The 15,504-nt window shown below is 57.8% G+C and carries 13 protein-coding genes and 1 pseudogene; 5 read left to right on the top strand and 9 right to left on the bottom strand.

Features of this window, described 5'->3' with window-relative positions; genetic code table 11:
- Nucleotides 1–54 precede the first annotated feature (54 nt).
- A complete protein-coding gene (gene glpE / locus ABNS66_RS09285; protein ID WP_286694708.1) occupies nucleotides 55–375 on the top strand; it encodes a thiosulfate sulfurtransferase GlpE in 321 nt (106 codons plus the stop codon).
- A gap of 29 nt (nucleotides 376–404) precedes the next feature.
- Here the strand turns inward: glpE and ABNS66_RS09280 are convergent, their stop codons facing one another.
- A complete protein-coding gene (locus ABNS66_RS09280; protein ID WP_204996844.1) occupies nucleotides 405–1,037 on the bottom strand; it encodes a TetR family transcriptional regulator in 633 nt (210 codons plus the stop codon).
- 167 nt (nucleotides 1,038–1,204) lie between these two features.
- On the opposite strand from ABNS66_RS09280, the gene ABNS66_RS09275 reads away from it, so the two are divergent.
- The 3 genes from ABNS66_RS09275 to ABNS66_RS09265 are packed head-to-tail and all read left to right on the top strand — an operon-like array spanning nucleotide 1,205 to nucleotide 5,675.
- Nucleotides 1,205–3,589 carry a PEP/pyruvate-binding domain-containing protein gene (locus tag ABNS66_RS09275; RefSeq protein WP_286839031.1) on the top strand — a complete coding sequence of 795 codons (2,385 nt, stop codon included), beginning with the start codon at nucleotides 1,205–1,207 and terminating at the stop codon, nucleotides 3,587–3,589.
- A gap of 52 nt (nucleotides 3,590–3,641) precedes the next feature.
- The gene (locus ABNS66_RS09270) at nucleotides 3,642–4,643 is read left to right on the top strand and encodes a hypothetical protein (RefSeq protein ID WP_286839033.1); all 1,002 of its coding nucleotides are present in this window, start codon (nucleotides 3,642–3,644) and stop codon (nucleotides 4,641–4,643) included.
- Nucleotides 4,644–4,658: 15 nt separating this feature from the next.
- Nucleotides 4,659–5,675 (top strand): TIGR03617 family F420-dependent LLM class oxidoreductase, encoded by a 1,017-nt coding sequence (locus ABNS66_RS09265; RefSeq protein WP_286839035.1) that lies wholly within the window; start codon nucleotides 4,659–4,661, stop codon nucleotides 5,673–5,675.
- Between the two features lie 59 nt (nucleotides 5,676–5,734).
- Here ABNS66_RS09265 and sppA read toward each other — a convergent pair whose 3' ends face one another.
- The 4 genes from sppA to arsC are packed head-to-tail and all read right to left on the bottom strand — an operon-like array spanning nucleotide 5,735 to nucleotide 8,927.
- Nucleotides 5,735–7,549 carry a signal peptide peptidase SppA gene (gene sppA / locus ABNS66_RS09260; protein ID WP_286839038.1) on the bottom strand — a complete coding sequence of 605 codons (1,815 nt, stop codon included), beginning with the start codon at nucleotides 7,547–7,549 and terminating at the stop codon, nucleotides 5,735–5,737.
- A 16-nt stretch (nucleotides 7,550–7,565) separates the two neighbouring features.
- Complete coding sequence (locus ABNS66_RS09255; RefSeq protein WP_204996839.1) at nucleotides 7,566–7,943, bottom strand: DUF2069 domain-containing protein; 378 nt, start codon at nucleotides 7,941–7,943, stop codon at nucleotides 7,566–7,568.
- Nucleotides 7,944–7,966: 23 nt separating this feature from the next.
- A complete protein-coding gene (gene wrbA, locus ABNS66_RS09250) occupies nucleotides 7,967–8,563 on the bottom strand; it encodes an NAD(P)H:quinone oxidoreductase (RefSeq protein WP_286839041.1) in 597 nt (198 codons plus the stop codon).
- 10 nt (nucleotides 8,564–8,573) lie between these two features.
- On the bottom strand, nucleotides 8,574–8,927 hold the full coding sequence (arsC, locus tag ABNS66_RS09245; protein ID WP_204996837.1) for an arsenate reductase (glutaredoxin): 354 nt from the start codon (nucleotides 8,925–8,927) through the stop codon (nucleotides 8,574–8,576).
- 72 nt (nucleotides 8,928–8,999) lie between these two features.
- On the opposite strand from arsC, the gene ABNS66_RS09240 reads away from it, so the two are divergent.
- Entirely contained in the window at nucleotides 9,000–9,428 is a 429-nt protein-coding gene (locus ABNS66_RS09240) for a TlpA disulfide reductase family protein (protein WP_286839043.1), read from the top strand.
- Nucleotides 9,429–9,431: 3 nt separating this feature from the next.
- Here ABNS66_RS09240 and ABNS66_RS09235 read toward each other — a convergent pair whose 3' ends face one another.
- The 4 genes and pseudogenes from ABNS66_RS09235 to uca form a co-directional block, all read right to left on the bottom strand.
- Nucleotides 9,432–9,944, bottom strand: a complete 513-nt coding sequence (locus ABNS66_RS09235; protein ID WP_286839047.1) for an O-acetyl-ADP-ribose deacetylase — start codon at nucleotides 9,942–9,944, stop codon at nucleotides 9,432–9,434.
- 116 nt (nucleotides 9,945–10,060) lie between these two features.
- A pseudogene (locus ABNS66_RS09230) lies at nucleotides 10,061–10,195 on the bottom strand (CPXCG motif-containing cysteine-rich protein); the annotation flags it as partial.
- 37 nt (nucleotides 10,196–10,232) lie between these two features.
- On the bottom strand, nucleotides 10,233–12,044 hold the full coding sequence (atzF, locus tag ABNS66_RS09225; RefSeq protein WP_286839049.1) for an allophanate hydrolase: 1,812 nt from the start codon (nucleotides 12,042–12,044) through the stop codon (nucleotides 10,233–10,235).
- Nucleotides 12,041–15,504, bottom strand: a 3,464-nt coding sequence (gene uca, locus ABNS66_RS09220; RefSeq protein ID WP_348655306.1) for an urea carboxylase, incomplete at its 5' end; no start/stop codon positions are given. The genes atzF and uca, both read right to left, overlap by 4 nt.

Below are 15,504 nucleotides of genomic sequence, written 5' to 3'. Positions count from 1 at the left end.
CACTCGCTCCGTTATTTCACCAGTAATTTTCCGACTGACCTGATAAGAACGCTTATGTCCTTTAAACGCATCTCGATCTCAGACGCCGAACAGCTGCTGCGCCAGCCCTCGACACAACTCGCCGACATTCGCGACGAGCAGTCCTACCAGCTGGGGCACATCAAGGGCGCCAGCCATTTGGACAACCACAACCTACAGCAGTTTATTGAAGACGCCGACCCGGACGCGCCGCTGATCATATACTGCTACCACGGTAATAGCAGCCAGAGCGCCGCACAGTTTTTCGTTGAGAAAGACTTTACCGAGGTCTACAGCATGGACGGCGGGTTTGAAGAATGGCGGCAGCACTACCCCCATCAAAGTGGCGAACAATAAGGCCTGAAGTCCACGCGGGTGCCCGGGCCCTAGGCGTGCTGCCGAAGGATGCGTGTCAGCGTATCAACGTGGTGGTCAATGTAGTCATTGGAATCGGGCCGCAGCCCCAACACACGCTCAGTTATCGGCGCAACGCTGACCAAATACAGCAACGCGCCGGACAGAATATGCAAAAGGTCCATCGCATCCACTTTTGGCAGTAAACCGTGATGCTGGCCCAGCTCTATCATTGCGCGCCCTTCAATAAAGTCCGTGCCGATAAATTCTTTGACGAGCCAATCTAAACGCGGCCCAGGCGCCGATGCTTCCTGAAACATTATTTTTACCCACTCGGGGTGAGCAAACGTGAAGTGCAGTATTTTTCGGCACAAGTCACGAATCATTTTTTCCCTGTCGTCGGGCGCACGCTGCAAGGAAATATCTTCAATGTAGCGCGGTAAGGCATTATTGCGCTGCAACCAAACATGCGACACAGCCGCCCGCCAGAGTACGTCTTTATTTTGGAAATGGTATTGAACAAAGGTTTTCTGTTCACCCGCTTTCTCTGCCACCAACGCAAACGACGTCCCGTCAAAACCGAGTTGTCCAAATAACTGCGCGGCTGCCCGGAGTACCCGCTCCCGGCGCTCATTCGTTTTCGGCGCTCCGCTACCGGCCTTCATCGGAATTTAACTTACCCCAATTCATTAGAAAAATGCTTTCAATTTTAAGAAGTTAGCACTGCCCTTGACACAAAGCCAACACTATACGATCGTATAGCAAAGATAAGCTTGACGCCATCACCGGTAGAAGCAACACCACACATAACAATAATGAGCTGAGAAAAACGATGATCACCGACAGTGTGACGACTATTCACTGGCTAAACGATACCGATACAAGCCAAGATGCATTGCTTGCCATGGGCGGTAAAGCCAGCGGCCTCAACCAACTGATGCGCTGGGGACTTACGGTGCCCAGTGGCTTTGTTATCGTTAATGCGCAATGTGGCAAGCACCCTGAAGCATTGGCCGATTATTACCAGAAGCTCGGTGGCGCTATGGTCGCCGTTCGATCATCGGCAATGGGGGAAGACGGTGCGGAGAGTTCCTTCGCCGGCCAGTATGAAAGTATCCTCAACGTCGAGGGACTCGACGACCTAAAAGCAGCAATAGACCGCTGCGTCACATCGCTACACAGCCAACGGGCAAGTGCTTACCAAGGCAAGAACAATATTCATGGCGTGCAAATGAACGTTGTTGTGCAAACCATGGTAGATGCCAGCGCCGCCGGTGTGGTATTCACGGTAGACCCGGTATCGGGCCGCCACGACCGGCTTGTCGTGAACGCCGTAGAGGGGCTCGGCGAATCACTCGTCAGCGGGGAAGCGACACCCGATCACTACGAATTTAACCGCAGTGGCCAGCTAAGCTACTCTGAGCTTATCGGCGATACGCCGATACTCTCCGACGCGCTACTCGACGCCCTCGTTGCTCAGGCCAAGCACGCTAGCCAACAGGCCGGTATCCCGCTTGACCTGGAGTGGGCCGCTGACAGCCAGGGCCGCATCTTCTGGCTGCAAGCTCGGCCGATCACCACCATCGGGACTGATCTGAACGAGTTAGATACACCAATCAACGCCACTGACGTTGTCACGCGCTGCAACGTCGGCGAAATGATGCCGGGCGCCGTCTGCCCCCTAACCTTTTCAACCACGGGGCGAAGCATAGAGAATGGCATGCAACACATGCATGTGAGTTATGCCGGTCGCAAAGCCGTAACCGATGACTGGACTCAAATAGCAATGAGTCACGGCAAGCTCTTCATCAACCTCAGCGGATCAATCGCTGCCGCTGCCAACGTACTCGGGGTGGACGCAAAATCTATGGGCTACAGCCTGTGCGGTGGAGTGGTGGAAGAGCTTCAAGAGCCCCCCAAGCGCCCCTGGTGGATACGTCTATTGGGCACCGTAAAAATGCTCCGGTATCTGCAAAAAGCCGATGATGTCATCGCCCGATTTAGCAAGAAAGCCGACGCCTTCAACCTGCCAACTTCTGGAAATAGCGTGGAAATCGCTCAGGCGCTGGACAAGGCCTTACCCTTCTATTCCGAAGCAATGGCCGTCCACCTTCAATCCTCCACAACCTCCGGAGTGGCCAGCAATATCCTCCAGTCCATGATTTCTGGAGGGCAAGAGAGCAGCGCTGCAGAACAGGCACAGGCGGCAAACTTAATGGCTGGCGCAAGCGGCGTTGAAAGCGCCATCCTCGTCGAGCAGCTGGATGCCATTGTCGAGAAAATCGCTCAACATGAGCACGACGCTCAGGCTTTCGTCGATGCCTCGCCAACTAACGCTGTCGAGTGGCTAGCCAGCAGCACAATAGTGTCTGACGACTTTAAGGCATTTTTACATCGCCACGGTCACCGTGGCTATCGGGAACTCTGCATGCGAGAAGCCTGCTGGGCAGATGCGCCCGAGACACTGGTCACCACGTTACAAGCCTCGGCAAGCGCGCGTCTCTCTGGCAAGGCGGTGAACCCGAAACCACAGGCAGTCGACACCAGCCAACTGAGTCGAGGCGTACGCTGGATATTACCCAAGGCGCACGCGGCTATTCGCCGACGAGAGGCAACAAAATCACTACTGGTCGACATCGCCAACCGTTTCAAACGCAGCTACCGGGCGCTGGGTGAGCAACTTCACCGCGAAGGAAAGCTGGACGACGCCGATCAGGTTTTCTTTTTCACCCACGATGAACTCATGAGCGTCGTACGCTCCGCTGACACAGCGCTGGAGAAAGAAAAAGCCAGCAATCGTCGAACCGCCCTCGCCTTTCAAAATAAACTCGACTTCAATGAAATCTGCGTGGGGCCCCCACAACCACTCGACCGTCGACGACAGAGCGCGGACAGCGGTGGCGACATCCTAGGACGGCCAGTTTCCTCTGGCCTGGTCGAGGGCAAGGCCAGGGTCGCCTTTAGCGTTAGCGACGCCGCGGGGCTACAGCCTGGTGAAATTCTCGTGGCCCCCATCACCGATGTGGGCTGGACCCCGTACTTCAGTTCAATAGCCGGTCTAATAACCGACGTTGGAAGCTCAGTCTCCCACGGCGCGGTCATTGCCAGAGAGTACGGCCTTCCGGCAATCGTAAATACCCGCGTTGCCACCCAACGAATAAAAACTGGCGACAATATTCGCCTCAACGCAGATACCGGCGTGGTATCACTTCTGTAAGTGCGGCCTTGCTGATTGCCACAACCAAATACATTACCGAGAGCAGAGCACAATGCTAGATAATAAAACGCTGACGCAATTTGGTATTCAACTCGACGACGAGTTTCCACACCCCTTTAGCCGCGATCATTCAGACTGGAATGAATCGTATTTTTTCGATTGGTATGACGCCAATGGCCGCATCGCAGGGCACTGCCGAGTCGGTTGGCACCCCGTACAACAACGCGTGCTATTTTGGCTGTACCTGCTCGATGGTGAAGAGTGGCTCGCGATCGAAGAGTACCGTCTCCCCTTCTCAGCGCTGAAGTTACAAAGCGACAATCACGTTTTCGCTTATGAGGGCTGGGGCTTAGCATTTAGTTATCAGGCCGGTGAGGCCCTGCAAACCGGAACGCTGAGCGTATCAGGCTTTGCAAGAGTCCTGTCGGGGCAACGCCAAGGCCTGGTGCTACCGGTCGCCGTCCAGCTAACCATGAATGCCCTGGGCCCTGCCCACTCTCGCGGCGGTGGCACCGTTGAAGATCACCAAGCGGAGGGCTTTAGTACCAATCGCTATGAACAGCCAATCGCCGGCGCCTTTACGGTGAGCATCGATAAGTACACACAGGACGTTACTGTTAGGGGCGAACGCGACCACTCATGGGGCCCCCGCCCCTGGGATATGCAGTGGCAGTTTCTGGTCATTAATACGGAGAAATTCAGTTTGCAGTCCACCGTAGTGAATATTCCGGAGTGGCCGGAAATCAAGGTTGGTTACTTCCAGGAAAACGACGGCGAGATGGAGAATCTGGAGGGTGTTGAATTCGACCTCTCTTTTGATGCGACCTCCCCACATCGCTCCGTTGCCGGGCACTTCGACCTCGCCTGCAGTAGTGGTAGGCTGATCAGCGGTCGTATTGAAACGATCTCCGGTGTGGAAATCGATATTACCCACACCTTCTCACCGCCCAAGCGCACCGAGTATCGACGCTCTTTAGTACGCTGCTATATCGACGATGAGGCGCCCGTCATCGGCTGGTTTGAATGCAATCGCGACAGCAATCCAAGTAAATAGAACAAGGTAAAAATAATGAAAATTGACGGCCCCTTTTATGCGCAAATGAGTGGCGCAGCGGCGGAAGCCAAACGCCTGGCAGCAATCGGCTATGACGGCGTGTATTCACTGGAGGGTAGCTGGGATCCGTTCTTCCCTTTAGCGCTCGCCTCAGAGCATGCCCCCGAACTGGATATTGCCACCGGCATTGCCGTGGCCTTCCCCAGAAACCCCTCTCACATTGCCTACCAGGCGTGGGACCTACAAACGTTTTCAAAGGGTAAATTCAGCCTGGGGATCGGCTCACAGATTAAAGCGCACATAGAAAAGCGCTTCGGTATAGACTTCAATCCACCCGCGGCGAGAATGCGAGAGTATATCTTAGCGGTCAAAGCGTTTTTCGACTGTTGGCAACATGGCAACAAACTCGACTTCCAGGGGAAGTATTATCGCCACACATTGATGACGCCGATGTTCAACCCAGGGCCAAATCCTTATGGAATTCCACCAATCATGCTGGGCGCACTGGGACCAAAAATGACCGAAGTCGCCGGCGAGGTTGCCGACGGTTTGATCGTCCACCCCTTCAACAGCCTGCCCTTTCTGGAAGAGAAAGCCCTACCTGCCGTGAAAAGGGGCTTAGAAAAATCGGCGCGCTCCCTGGATGACTTCACCTTACAGGTTAATGCCATCATCATCACCGGAGAAACCGAAGAGGAATATGTTGCGGCGGAGAATAGCGTGAAGAGCTTATTGGGGTTCTATGCCTCGACGCCAGCCTATGCCCCGCCGATGGAGGCGGTAGGCCTGGGCGACTTACAGCCGACAATGAATCGCCTCTCCAAGGAAGGCAAATGGGATGAGCTGGGCAGCTATGTGGACGATGATTTTCTCGACGCGTTCTGCACTCGCGGCAAACCTGAAGAGATCGCCGGTTTGCTGAAAAAGAAATATGCTGGCTATGCAGACCGATTGGCTATTTATGCCCCCTACGCCGCGCCAGATGCTATGTGGGCATCGATTATTCAGGAGCTAAAAGCCAGCGCGGAGTAACGGCGTTTCACTGTTACTCCGGCGCCAATGCAAGAGGGTGTCAATGCCTGTATTTGCGGCTACGGGCTCACACACACCGGACAGTAGGCATACATACCACGCGGGTCATTTAGCGTGGGGAGCGCTGCGGTCGCAGGCAGCCACTGCTGAATTAACGCAGAGAGAGACTGGGGGAGCAAAGGCGCTGCGACCCCCGAGCTTAGTATCCAGCGCATCAGCTCTTCTTCCGGGCTCATCGGCAAGCGCAATTCGCGGTGTCGGCTGTCACTCAGCCCGGCAAGTTTCGCGGCCGACTGAATGGCTTGTTCTAAGGTGCCCAGCTTATCTACCAAGCCGAGTTCACGAGCATCCATACCACTCCACACTCGCCCTTCGGCAATCGGCTCGACTTGTTCTGGCAGTTTGCCGCGGCCCTCGGCAACCACATTAATAAACCGGCGATAGCCATTATCGATACTGCTTTGAATGGATCGCGCCACAATAGGGTCTAGCGGGCGGTCAACACGCAGCTTACCGGCAACTGCCGATGTGCCGACACCGTCGGTGTTTACACCCAGATCAGCCAGTAATTCCTCAACGGTGGGAAAAGCACCAAAGATGCCGATAGAGCCTGTCAACGTAGCAGGGCTCGCCCAGATCTCATCGGCACCTGCCGCTATCCAGTATCCACCTGATGCCGCCAGGCTGCTCATTGACACCACGTAGGGCTTGCCCGCCTGTTGCAGGGCCTCGAGTTCGGCGCGAATAATTTCAGATGCAAAAGCGGAGCCCCCACCGCTGTCGATGCGCAACACCAGCGCCTTAACACTCTCATCCAGCCGCGCGGTACGAACCAGACGCGCAAGGCTATCGCCGCCAATGCTGCCCGCAGGCCGCTCACCATCCACAATATTGCCGCTCGCAACGATTAAAGCCACACCCGCAGTATCGTCGGGTAAGGTTATACCCCGCTTATAGCGCAGATAGTGCTTGTAATAAACCTGGTTAAAATAGCCATCTTTATCCCAACCGACCTGCTCAGCCATCATTTCGCTGAGCCTTGGCCGACTGACAATACCGTCGACCAAGCCATAATCCAGGGCAGCTTGTGCGGCATCGCCACCACTACCAGCCAGCACGCGATCGATATGGTTCACGTAGTAATTAAAGTCTTTAACAGCAATATTGCGGCGCTCAACGACGCGGTCGCGGTATAGATCCCACAGCGGTTCCAGCCAGCCTCGGTTCGCTTCACGCGCTTCCGGCGACATATCATTGCGAATAAATGGCTCGAGTGCCGACTTGTAGCTTCCCACTTTAAATACGTGGAAGTTCACCTTTAATTTATCAATCGCCTCACTCAGGTAGTTGCGTACCACGGCAAAGCCTTCCAGGCTGACGCCGCCCATATTGTGCAGCAGTATTTGGTCAGCCTCGCTCGCCAACAAGTACTTGTCCTGATCGTAGTGTCCCGACATCGCGACAATTTGCTTGCCCGACTCGCGAAAACGCCGCAGCGCATCTGACAATTCCAATGAGCGGGCCATACCGATGTGCTGCATATCATCGAGCAATAACAACAGTACCTGGATGCTGCTGTCCTCGCGGGCGTAATCCACACTATCGATCAGGTCTTGCAACAGGGTTTCTATCGGCAGACCACTGCCACTGATTTGCGTGAATGCGTCAACGGCGGTGTATTGCTCAACCACCACCCCCTCAGGAGCCAGTACCAGAACGCCACCGTTTGGCACTTCAACACGGAAGGCATTCACAATGTTGAACAGCAGCAAGCCGATAAACACCAAGAAGAACAGGTTTAAGGTCCAGCGGCGCACACCGTCCAGCACATTGCCCAAACGGCTAAAAAAACCGCGCTTATTTGCATCGCTCATACTGTGTCCTTACTCCTCATACTTCTTGTGCGGCGCGCATTGCCTGCGCATGCCAGCGAATAAACGCCGTCGCGCTGCAGAACAAAATAACTACCAACGCCAGCTCAATATAATTGATCCAAATAACAAAGGGCGACATGGCCTCGGTAACCGCCGAGGCAAAATACAACAGGCTTACAAAACACATCCAGGCAATGCCTTTGAGCTGCTGGCGAAAAACCGGCAGCACAAAAATCAGCAGTGGCAACACGCGAATCAGCCAGATAGTAACGCTGGGCTGGCGCCCCTCTTGCACCCACACCCACGTACTCAAACTCAATGAAATTAACAAACCGACGTAGGAAAACTTCATCAAAGCCGCCGTGACGGCCGCGCGCTTTTCCAAACTTGTCATACCTGAAGTTTCCTTATGTAGAGTTAATCAACCAGTCGCTTAGCCAGTAACGCAAGACGCTTGCCCAGGGCAGTCGCCAACGCCAGCTCGGTGGCATCGACATCGCGCCCGTCACTGCCGGCAACGTGGCTTGCTCCGTAGGGCGTCCCACCTGTGGTTGTTGTGCTCAGCGAGGACTCGCTGTAGGGCAAACCGGCGATCACCATACCGTGGTGCAGTAGTGGCAACATCATCGAGGTTAGCGTCGTCTCCTGACCGCCATGCAGACTGGCGCTGGATGTAAAGACCGCAGCGGGCTTCCCTATCAGAGCCCCACTCATCCACAGCGCCGAGCTACCATCTATAAAGTACTTCAGCGGCGCCGCCATATTGCCAAAGCGCGTAGGGCTGCCCATTGCCAGGCCCGCGCAATCGCGTAAATCTTCCTGACTGGCGTAGAGGTGCCCCTCATCGGGAATATCCTCTTCGACGGCCTCACACACGGTGGAAATCGCGGGCACCGTGCGCAGCCGCGCGGCCATACCCGCCTGCTCCACACCACGCGCTATCTGCTCGGCCAAGCGCCGGGTTGTGCCGTGACGGCTGTAGTACAGCACCAAAATGTAGGGGCCATCTGTCATTGAAGATTCCTTAATCGATCAAAGCCAGTACGTTCTCAGGTGGACGCCCGAGCACCGCCTGATCGCCTTTTACGACAATCGGCCGTTCAATCAGTTTCGGCGCTTCAACCATCGCCTGAATTAAGACCTCATCACTGAGACTGTCATCCGCCAGGCCGCGCTCCTTGTATTCTGCCTCGCCCTTGCGCAACAATTGCCGCGGAGAAATACCCAGCTTCGCCAGCAAGTCTCGCAGCGTATCCGCACTCGGGCTATCTTCTAAATACAGGACGACCTCTGGTGTTATCCCATTGTCTTCAAGCAACTGCTTGGTTTGACGTGACTTGGAACAGCGAGGATTGTGGTACAGGGTGTAAACAGACATGGCTCATCCAGCGTAGTAAACGATGAGCGACATTATACACAGCGCATTGCTGGCCACCATTTGGAATAGGAAATGATACAACTGCGATCAATCTTGCTACTGCTTACCTGCTCTTTATTAATCGCCTGCAGCCGCAGCGAAACCAGCGCAGCGGGCTTGCCTGATACCGATAACTGGGTACTGATTAATTATTGGGCGACATGGTGCGGCCCCTGTCGCGATGAAATTCCCGAACTCAATAAACTTGATGCCGAGCACAGCGACATCGACGTTTACGGCGCAAACTACGACCGCCTGCAGGGCCCGGCGCTAGACGAGGCCATTACCGAGTTGGATATTCAATTTGAAAGTATGCTCGCCGACCCCGCCCAATTGCTCGGGCAAGAACGCCCCAAAGTATTACCGACCACCTATATCCTCAGCCCACAAGGTGAACTGCACAGTGTACTCACGGGGCCACAAACGGAAGCCAGTTTGCTCAAGGCTTTAGGCCGCCAGTAAACCCTAGCCGTGCGCTAAAGCCCGCTGCCAGTGGGCCAGCATTTCCGGGCTGAACGCCACCAGAAAGATCTGCCGGAGGCTGCGCGGCTCAAGCAAGGCCTCCCGTAAACTGGCCACCGCAATAGCGCAGGCCTGGTCGTGAGGGTAGCCATATACGCCGCAGCTAATGGCCGGAAAGGCCAGAGTGACAAGCTCCAGTGCCTTAGCCTCTTCAATACAGCGGCGGTAGCAACTCGCCAGTTTATCGGCCTCGCCCTGATCACCGCCGTGCCACACCGGCCCTACCGTATGAAGAACGTATTGAGCTGGCAGTGCAAAACCGGGGCTGACTTTGGCATCGCCGGTCGCGCAACCCTGCAAGCCGCGACAGAATTCCAACAACGCCGGCCCCGCCGCCCGGTGAATGGCGCCGTCGACACCGCCCCCGCCGAGCAAGCTGTTATTGGCGGCATTAACGATGGCATCAACCTTCAGCTGGCAGATATCTGCTTCTATCGCTCGCAGTTCACAGGGCATCGTTACACCTCATCTTCGCGTTGAAGCTGAACCTGCAAACCGGAGTCGGACGCCGACGCGGGCAGCTCCTCTATCGCCTGCGCCCAGCTATCAGCGCCCAGTGGCGCGTCGCCATCGCTCACGCTGACGCGCATGGGGCGGCAACATACCTCGCAGTCTTCAACGTACGGCTCCCCTGCTAGGCTCGGGTCGATCAGCAGTTCGATACGCTCGCCGCAGTATGGGCAATAATCTTTCCAGCTTTCCAACATGGTTCAGCCATGATGACAAAAACGCCATGCTGCCACGTTACAGGCTGCGGAGGTAGGCCCGCCAGCCGCCAAAATGGCTGATATCCGTCGCGCCGCGAATCCCCGACTGCTCGCAGATAAAGCCCGGGCACAGCCGTCCGTCGGCCAGCCGCACTTTGCCAATACCCAGTGGCGCCGGAATCCCGGCCACAAAACAGCCAAGTTCGGCGAGCGGCATCGACCAGACCTCCAACTCGATCGCCTGCCCCTGGCCGGACTCGGCCAGCACCATGGCCGGACGCAACGGCGGCCCACCGGGCAAGGCATAGAGCTGGTAATCAGGGGCTGACTGCGTGCACAGCTGTAAGGTGGCACCACGCTCACGAAGCTGCCAGTTAAGGGGCTGACCGTCCAGATGGGCGCCGCAAACCACCACGTCCACCCGCTCGGCCGCTGTCGAAGCATTCTTGGAAAGCGCTTCAAAAGCACGCTTTTCCGCGCCCAGCGGCAGGGCAAAACGCTGTTGCAGACGGTTACCAATCGACAGCAGCTTGCGGTCGCCAAAGGCCTCGGCAACCAGCGTCAGGCCAAAGGGGAAACCGTCGTCGGTAAACGCCGTAGGCAGCGCCAAACCGCAGAGGTCAAACAGGTTCATATAGTTGGTGTAGTAGCCGGTATTGCTGTTCAGGGCGATGGGGTCAGCGTCCAGCTCGGCAATCGAATAAGGCCGCGGCGCGGTGGGTGTGAGCAGTGCATCCACCGAATCCAGCGCGGCCTGCGCCAGTTTGCGCAAGGCTTTTAGACGATACTGAAAAGAGAAGGCATCCCGCGCTGACGGCGTTGCACCACCGCTGATAATCGTTCGGGTGACCGGCAGCAGTGCGTCGGGCTGCTCCTCAATCAGCGGTGAGCAGGCCAGATAGCGCTCCGCCACCCAAGGGCCTTCATAGAGGAGTTTGGCGGCATCGAGAAAGGCCGACATATCCACCTCGATCAGCTCGATCTCATCATCCTCGGCAATCGCCGCGAGGCTCTGCTGATAGGCCTGCTCGTAGCCCGCGTGATCGAAAAAGGCGAGTTGTTCCGCTGGCATCACGCCCAGGCGCAATTTGCCGGCATGTCGTCCGTAATGGCGGGAACGGTTGCCGAAGGGGTTGGCGCGGCTGTAGGCATCACTGGCGTCCTCACCCTCAGCCACCGACAGCACCGCGTGGGCGTCATCCACATTCAGTGCAAACACTGTCATGCAGTCCAGTGAGCGGCAGGCGGGCACCATCCCCGTGGCCGACAACAGGCCGATACTGGGTTTGAGGCCCACCAGATTATTAAAGCAGGCGGGTACGCGGCCCGAGCCCGCCGTGTCAGTGCCCAGGCTGAAACAGGCCAGCCCCTTGGCCACGGCCACCGCTGAGCCAGAGCTGGAACCGCCACTGATCATGTCGGGGTCGACACTGTTTTTACAGGCGCCCCAGGGCGAGCGGGTGCCCACCAGCCCGGTGGCAAACTGGTCGAGGTTACTCTTGCCCACCGGAATCGCCCCGGCGGCAATCAGCGCTTGCACCACCGTCGCCGATTGCGAGGGGGTATAGCTGAAGGCATCGCAGGCCGCCGTGGTGGGCACACCCGCCAGGTCGATATTGTCTTTAATGGCAAAGGGCAGACCAAACAGCGGCAGGCTGTCGGGACTGTGACCGTCCAGTGTTTGCAGATACGGTTCCAGCTCCGCCGCGCTGAGGCGGTAAATCCAAATATTGTGGTCCTTGAGCGCGTCGCAGCGCGCGGCAATCTCGGCCATCAGCTTGCGCGGTGTCAAGCTGCCATCGCGGTAAGCCTGATGCAGGCTGCGGCGACTCAGTGTGGGCAAGGTCATTGGTCTCTCTCCCCTTCCAGAATTAACAGCGGCTGACCGGCACTAACGCGGCCGCCGGCTTTCACCACCACCGTTTTCACCCGGCCCGGCTGGCTGGCCAGCACGGCGACTTCCATCTTCATCGACTCCAGCAGCATTACGCACTGCCCGGCTTCAACGGTATCGCCCTCGGCCACATTCAGCTGCCAAACGCTGCCCGCCACCGAGCTGTCCACTACAATATCGTCGTCGCCAATCACCAGCGTATCGTCACTGACCTCAACCTCCGGTGCCTCGTAGTGGAACTGACCATCGGCATGCCAGCGCGCCAGCTCGTCGTCGAAGGCCTGCTCTCGGCGGCGAGTATGGGCATCGATTTCCGCCGCGTGCTGCTCAGTAAACGCTTCGTACTCCGCCAGCGAAAACTCGCCCTCCTCAGTACGCAGCGGGTAATCGCCCAGCGGGAAATCACGACGGATTTGCGTGAGTTCATCGTGGCTGACTTCGTAGAAGCGAATCTGATCGAAGAAGCGCAGCAGATAGGGCTCGGTAAACGCGGCCGTGCGGCGGTAGCGATTCCACATTTGCAAAGTGCGACCGACAAACTGGTAACCGCCCGGCCCTTCCATGCCGTACACACAGAGATAAGAGCCGCCGATACCCACCGAGTTTTCTGCGGTCCAGGTACGCGCCGGATTATATTTGGTGGTCACCAAGCGGTGACGCGGATCGACCGGCGTGGCGACCGGCGCCCCCAGATACACATCGCCCAGCCCCATCACCAGATAGGCGGCGTCGAAGACGATATCCTTGACCTCGGCAATGCTGTCGAGACCATTGATGCGGCGGATAAATTCCAGATTACTCGGGCACCAGGGCGCATTGGCACGCACTGACTGCTGGTATTTATCCACTGCCAACTGGCAGGCCTCGTCGTCCCAGCTCAGCGGTAGCCACACCGTGCGCGATGGCACGTGCAGGGAATCCAAGCGCTGCGATAAACGCCGTTCGCGGCGCGCCAGCTCGTCCAGCAGCTCGCGCAGCGGTAATTGCTGCGCGTCATAATGCAGTTGCAGTGAGCGAATGCCCGGCGTGAGTTCACGCAGCCCCGGCAATGGTGTCTGCTGCAAATCCTGCATCAGCGCATGGGCGCGAAAGCGCAGGCGAATATCCAGCTCCAGCGGGCCGTATTCCACCAGCAGGAAGTGATCTCCCGCCAGGCGATAAACCACCTCATCGCCTACCTCGTCCGCGCTGAGGCGTTTAACGATGGGCGACGGCAGGGCCTCGACAGAGACCGGCGCCGCGGATTCGGCAGCGGCGGTGTTATCGCCAAGCTCATCACCGGCGAAAAAGGCCTGCTGGCAACGCTCAGCCGCCACCGCCGCGTCAACGCTGACCGGCACAAAGCGCAGCGTGTCCCCGGCGCGCAACTGGCCGAGTTTCCACAGGTCGGCGGTAATCACCGTGGCCGGACAGACAAAGCCGCCCAGCGAGGGGCCGTCCGGGCCGAGAATCACCGGCATATCGCCGGTGAAATCCACCGTGCCAAAGGCGTAGGCGTTGTCGTGAATATTGGACGGATGCATGCCCGCTTCGCCGCCACTTTGACGTGCCCACTGCGGTTTGGGGCCAATCAGGCGCACGCCGGTGCGGCTGGAGTTGTAATGCACTTCCCAGTCGGTGCTGAAGAACTGCTGGATATCGGCGTCGGTAAAAAAGTCTGGCGCGCCGTGGGGGCCATAAATCACCCGTAGCGACCACTGCGAGCCGATGTCCGGCAGAGCGGCCTGATCCGGGCTCAGCGCTGGTCCCGTGGATGCGCTCTGCGCCAGCGCCAACACATCGCCGGTGCGCAACGCGCGACCGTTATGACCGCCGAACTGGCCGAGGGTAAAAGTGGAGCGCGAGCCGAGGTACTCGGGGCAATCGAGGCCACCTGCAACGGCCAGATATGCCCGCGCGCCGCACTCGATACGCCCCATGATCAGAGTCTGCCCAGCGACCACCTCCACCGGCGTGTGCATCGCCACGGGGTCGCCATCCAGACTTAGTGGAATAGCCGCCCCCGCCACCACAATGCGGGTCGGTGCACTGAATTGCAGGGTCGGCCCCTGCAGGGTGATTTCCAGTGCCGCCGCGTCAGGCATGTTGCCCAGCATGGCATTAGCGAGCCGGAAGGAATAATTGTCGAAGGGCCCCGAGGGCGGCACGCCGACATCCCAGTAGCCGCCGCGACCGGGGAAATCCTGAATGGTGGTCTGGGTACCGCCCTGCAGCACATCGATACGCGCAGGCTGCCAAGTTACCTGCGCAAGATAGCGGGTTGTGACGTCGCCCTTCGCCACCACAGCGTCATCCAACAAGTAACGCAGATAGGCACAGTTGCTTTCAATGCCGTAAAGCTGCGTCTGATTCAGCGTCTCCCGTAAACCCTGGATCGCGGCGTCGCGGTCCTCCGCTCGGTAGAGAATCTTCGCCAGCATCGGATCGAAGTACGGTGACACTTCAATGCCGCTTTCCAGCCAGTGTTCAATACGCAAGCCCGGCAGCGCTTCATCAGGCTGGGGAAATGCCACATGACTGAGCAACCCCGCACAAGGCTGAAAATCCCGGTAGGGATCTTCGGCATACACTCGCAACTGAATCGCGTGCCCGCTGGCAGACAGCCCCTGACGCAGCACATCCAGTGGCGGCAGTTCCCCAGCCGCCTGTTGCAACATCCACTGCACCAGGTCCACCGACCAGACCATCTCGGTGACGCCGTGCTCCACCTGTAAGCGGGTGTTCACCTCGAGGAAATAGCACTCCTTGGTATCGGCATCAAAAATGTACTCCACCGTCGCGGCATTGCGGTAGTTCACACTGGACAGTAGCGCCTCGGCCAGCGTGTAAAGCCGCTGACGCACTGGCTCGGGCAAATTCGGCGCCGGGCACTCTTCAATCACTTTCTGGTTGCGGCGCTGGGCGCTGCAATCGCGCTCACCGATGGCCAGCACCGCGCCCTGGCCGTCACCAAAGGCTTGCACTTCAATATGCCGGGCGCGGGCAATGTACTTCTCCAGAAACACGCCGTCGTCGGCAAAGTTGTTCTTACCCAGTTGCTTGACCTTGTTAAAGGCCTCGCGCAGCGCCGCCTCTGAATCGCAGACCTGCATGCCTATACCGCCGCCACCGGCGGTGCTTTTCAGCATGACCGGGTAGCCAATATCCCTGGCCTCGGCACAGGCGGTATCCACATCCGCCAGCAAACCCGAGCCCGGCGGCAGGGGCACGCCCGCGGCCGCGGCAATCTCCCGCGCGCGGTGTTTCAAGCCAAAGCTTTGCATCTGCTCCGCAGTGGGGCCGATAAAGACGATCCCCGCCGCCTCGCAGGCACTGACGAAGGTCGCGTTTTCACTGAGAAAACCGTAGCCGGGGTGGATGGCCTCGGCGCCACAGGCGCGGGCAATTTCCAAGACTTTGTCGCTGTTGAGATAGG

Origin of the sequence: uncultured Spongiibacter sp. (assembly GCF_964011655.1) — a bacterium.
In the GTDB taxonomy this organism is placed as follows: Bacteria; Pseudomonadota; Gammaproteobacteria; order Pseudomonadales; family Spongiibacteraceae; genus Spongiibacter; species Spongiibacter marinus.
The sequence above is the reverse complement of the archived record's forward strand: the minus strand, read 5'-3'. Positions and strand labels throughout refer to the sequence as shown.